The sequence below is a fragment of the Streptomyces sp. MB09-02B genome, assembly GCF_033794485.1.
Taxonomy (GTDB): Bacteria; Actinomycetota; Actinomycetes; order Streptomycetales; family Streptomycetaceae; genus Streptomyces.
Map to the genome: position 1 here is coordinate 1 of NZ_JARGEE010000591.1, position 4,425 is coordinate 4,425.

The window sequence follows — 4,425 nt, forward strand, 5'->3', positions numbered from 1 at the left end:
GCCTCACCTACGGCCCAAGCCCCAGCCACACCCGCGGCCGGAGTCTGGGCCGCGGGTGTGGCTGGGGCTTGGGCCGTAGGTGAGGCGGCGGGCGAGGGCGGAGAGCCGGTGGGGGCGTCCTCGGCTCCGGAGCGGGCGTCGTGATGCGATGAACCGCCGCTGTGAGCAGCGAAGTTGGGCCGACTGTCTCCGCGCGGCACATCCTCGCCCGGCTCGTCCTCCGACCGCGCACCGGCGTGCGGACCGTCCCCATGCCGTGCCGCCGCGTCACCGCCGGCAGCGCGCCGACGTTCCCCGGACGGCGCGTCCTCCCGCCGAGGCCCCACGGACGACGTGCCCTCGACCAGCCCGCCGGGCGGTCCCGCCCGGTGGGCGGCCGCGACCCCTCGGTGGTCCTCCAGCACCGCCCGGTGGGCGTCGCGGAGTTCCGGCCCCGGGTCGATGCCCAACTCGTCGGCGAGCCTCGCGCGGGCGGCCCGGTAGGTGCTCAGCGCCCGGTCCGGGTGGCCGGTGGCGGCCAGCGTGCGTACGAGCCGGGCCAGCAGGGGTTCGTCCAGCGGTTCGTCGCGCGCGGCCTCCTGCAGCAGGGGCAGTACGACGGCGGGGGTGCCCGCCCGCAGCGCCGCGTCGGCCGCCTCCCGCACCGCCGCCGTCCGTTCACGGTCGACCGAGGCGAACCCGGCGCGCTCCCGCACCTCGGCGGGCAGGCCGTCCCCGGCCGGCCCCCGCCACAGCGCCAGGGCATCGGTGAGGAGCTCCACGACCCGCGCCGCCGGCTCGTGCGGGTCACCGGCGACCCGACGCGCCTCGTCCCGCAGCCGACGGAACCGCAGCAGATCGAGGGAGCCGGCGTCCACGAGGAGCCGGTATGCGCCTGCGTCCCGTATCAGCCACCGCCCGGCGGCACGGTTGGGCAGGCCTGGCTCCAACAGCCGCCGCAGCGACCCCACATGACGTCGGACCACATTCACCGCGCTGGCCGGTGGCCGCCCGCCCCACAGCACGTCGACGATCTCGCTCACCGTGACCGGCTGTCCCGCACGCACCAGCAACAGCCCCAGCAGCGCCCTCTCCTGCGGCCGCCCCGGCGCGGGCTCCACCCCCGCCCGCAGCACGCGCACCGACCCCAGCACCGCGAACCGGACCGGCTCCAGCGCCAACTGCCCCTCCTGATATCTCGTATCTCGTATCTTTCACGCGCCTCATGACCATACGTGAGGTCACGAGCCACCTGGAGTCACGTGGGCGTAATGGCCCCGACCCGCCCCCTTGACTCCTGCGGAAAGCGCTTGCCACACTCGCGGCCCGCCATAGGAATCGCCTGCCGCCACACCGCCGTTCCGCCCGGTGCCGTACCAGCCGCGCCACTCCAGGTCATCGGCCGCGTAGGGCTCCTCGACGGGGAGCGACGCGGTCGAAGCGCGTTCGACGAGAAGGGTGCGACGGACGGTGGTCGCGGGGCAGGCGGGCCGAACCCCCCCCCACAGGAGAAGCCGAGATGGGACGCAGAGCCGCAGCCCCCACACCGACGACCACGCCCACAGCTCACACCGCCCGTTCGACCCCCCGCCGCACCCGCGCCCTCGTCACCGCCGCGTGTGCCACCGCCCTGCTCACCGGCGCCGCCGCGCTGACCGGGCCCGCGAGCCAGGCCCCCGCACTGGACGCGGCCCCGGTCGCCGAGGCACGCGTCGCGGCGGCGTGCGGCGAGGGCTCGTACCAGGCGGAGGCCGTGCTCAGCGGCAGTACCTGGACCGCCCGGCGCGGCGGCACGGTCACGTACACCGGAACCGACATGCGCGCGGCGATGCAGGCCGCCGTCAACAGCCTCACCGCCGGGCGGACCTCGAAGGAACGCGTCGTCGTGCGCGGCTCCGGTTCCATCGGCGCGGGCTCCCGGGTCTCGCTGCCGAGCTACACCGTGCTCGACGTGTGCGGCACGATCAACGTCACCGGCACGGGCTCGGGCGACCAGGCGCCGGTCTACTCCCGGGGCACCCGTGACATCGAGGTCCAGCACCTCAACCTCACCGGCACCCCGCTGTACGGGATCTTCCTGCGCAACGTCCAGAACGTCGTCCTCGGCCAGCTCGACATGCGCCTGACGCGCGGCCTCGGCGTGCGGATCGACAACCGGGGCGACACCAGCCAGTGGACGCGCAACGTCAGGATCGACAACGTGTACGTGTCGGGCGCGAGCAGCCACGCGGTCGAGACGTACGGCGTCGACGGGCTCACCGTGGGCACCGTGACCGCCCGCAACGTGGGCGAGTCCGGACTGCTCCTCAACCAGACGATCAACGCCACCGTCACCAAGGTCGACGCGGACGGCGCGGGCGCCGGCACCGGGTACGCGGCGTTCCGCATGGCCAACCGCAACGGCCGCGTGGGCAGCGGGTATCCGACCAACATCAGGGTCGGCGAGGTGATCGCGCGCGGCGGCGGACGCGGCGTCTTCTGTGTCTCCGAGAGCGGCGGCGCGGTCATCGACCGGATCAACCTCACCAACACGGGCAACAACGCGATCCTGATCGAGAACTGCTACAACGTGAACCTCGCCGCCCAGAGCGGCACGGTCTCCGGCGGAGGCGAGATCCGGCTCGCGGCACGGTCGGAGTTCGCCAACAACCGGGACATCACCGTGCAGAACCTGACGGTCACCAACTCGTCGATCAGGGAGAGCCCCTGCGGCGAGAACACCACCTTCCGCAACAACCGCCTGGTCAACAGCGCCCAGACCATCTGCTGACCGGCCCCGCCGCAGGGCGCGCCCGGCACCCGCTCCCGGGCGCGCCCGCCCCTCCGCTCCCGGGCGCGCCCGCCCCTCCGCTCCCGGGCGCACCCGCGCCTCCGCTCCCGTCCGCCCGCACCGCGAGGGGCCGCGGCACGATCAGGGCGCCGCCGCACAACAACGCGTTCTCGTTCTTCACCGCGGCAGGGAGACACAGGGCCGCGTCCGGCGCCCACCCACTTTGCCGCCGGGGCCGGGCGGGGCGCGCGCACCTCCCGTCACCCAGGCTTGCGGGCAATCTTGACGTCGGTGATGTTACCGGTAACACTGCGAGTGGCCCAGTCACGGAGAGGCGGAGTTCCGCGTGCCCGACACACCGACCGCGCAAGAGGTGAAGCACATCCGGCCGGCCCCGGGGACAAGGGTGTTCAGCCCCGCCGCCGTGGTCGCCTCCTGTGTCGGCTTCGTCCTCATCGGCGTGCTCCAGGCGCTGTACGGCCCCGCCATCCCCGCCTTCCGCGACGCCCACGACCTCTCGCCGTCGGCCGCCGGGCTGGGGCTGAGCGCCCACTTCATCGGCGGTGTCTTCGGTGTGCTGCTCTTCGACCGGCTCTTCGGGCGGATGGGCAACCGGCGGCTCCTCGGCGCCTCCTACCTGCTGATGGCCCTCGGCGCGGCGGGCTTCGCGCTCGCCCCGAGCTGGCCCGCCGGACTCGCCGCCGCCCTGCTCGCCGGACTCGGGTTCGGCGGCATCGACTACGGCCTCAACCAGCTCTTCGCCGTCGGCTTCGGCCACCGCTCGACCGCCATGCTCAACATCCTCAACGCCCACTTCGGCATCGGCGCGATCCTCGGTCCCGCCCTGGTCGCCGCCGTCGGCGCCGAGCACTACCCGGCGCTCTTCCTCGCCTTCGCCGCCGCCAACGTGCCCCTCCTGCTCTGCCTGCGGGGCGTACGCGACCAGGCGCCCCAGCCGGCCTCCGCCGCGACGGCCGCGACCGCCGCATCCGACGTGGCCGGCGCTCCCGGCCCGGTGGCGGGAGGCTCGGTGCTCGGCCGCAGCCTGGGCTCGGTGCTCGCGGTGTTCGTCACCCTCTACGTCCTGCACGTCGGCATCGAGGCGGGCGTCGGCGGCTGGGAACCCACCCACCTGGAGACGGTCGGATACGGCGCCGGCGCCGCCGCGACCGCCACCTCCGTGTACTGGCTGATGATGACGGTCGGCCGTTTCCTGGTCGCCCCCCTGGCCCTGCGCCACTCCCCCCAGACGATCATCACCGTCTCCTGCGCAGGTATGACGGTCTGCCTGCTGCTGGCCTCGGTGCCCTCGCTCGCCCCCTACGCCTACGCCGGCGTGGGCCTGTTCATCGCGCCCATCTTCCCCACCGGCCTGCCCTGGCTGAACGCGGCCGCACCCCGGGCCCGCCGCGCCGGAGCGCTCGTCATCGCCGCCTCCATGTTCGGCGGAGTGGCGGCGGGCCCGGCGCTCGGCAAGGTCATCGAGTGGTCCGGTGTACGCGCGGTCCCGCTGCTGCTCGGCGCGGTCTCGGCCGTCTGCCTGGCAGCCACCCTGTGGCTGATCCGGGCCACACGCTCCAACTCCGGTTCCCCGTAGCCGCAGTACCGATGCCGGTCACCAGTCACCAGTCACCAGCCGTCCGCCGTCCGCCGACTGAACCCCACGCTTCCCCATC

The 4,425-nt window shown here is 74.0% G+C and carries 3 protein-coding genes; 2 read left to right on the top strand and 1 reads right to left on the bottom strand.

The genetic code is table 11. From position 1 onward, the window contains the following. Positions 1–1,160 (bottom strand): AfsR/SARP family transcriptional regulator (locus tag P1P70_RS41260; RefSeq protein WP_319247124.1); only part of this gene is annotated, 1,160 nt, incomplete at its 3' end. 338 nt (positions 1,161–1,498) lie between these two features. On the opposite strand from P1P70_RS41260, the gene P1P70_RS41265 reads away from it, so the two are divergent. Further along, a complete protein-coding gene (locus P1P70_RS41265) occupies positions 1,499–2,749 on the top strand; it encodes a hypothetical protein (RefSeq protein WP_319247125.1) in 1,251 nt (416 codons plus the stop codon). Positions 2,750–3,095: 346 nt separating this feature from the next. After that, a complete protein-coding gene (locus P1P70_RS41270) occupies positions 3,096–4,346 on the top strand; it encodes an MFS transporter (RefSeq protein WP_319247127.1) in 1,251 nt (416 codons plus the stop codon). The last annotated feature ends 79 nt before the right edge of the window (positions 4,347–4,425 follow it).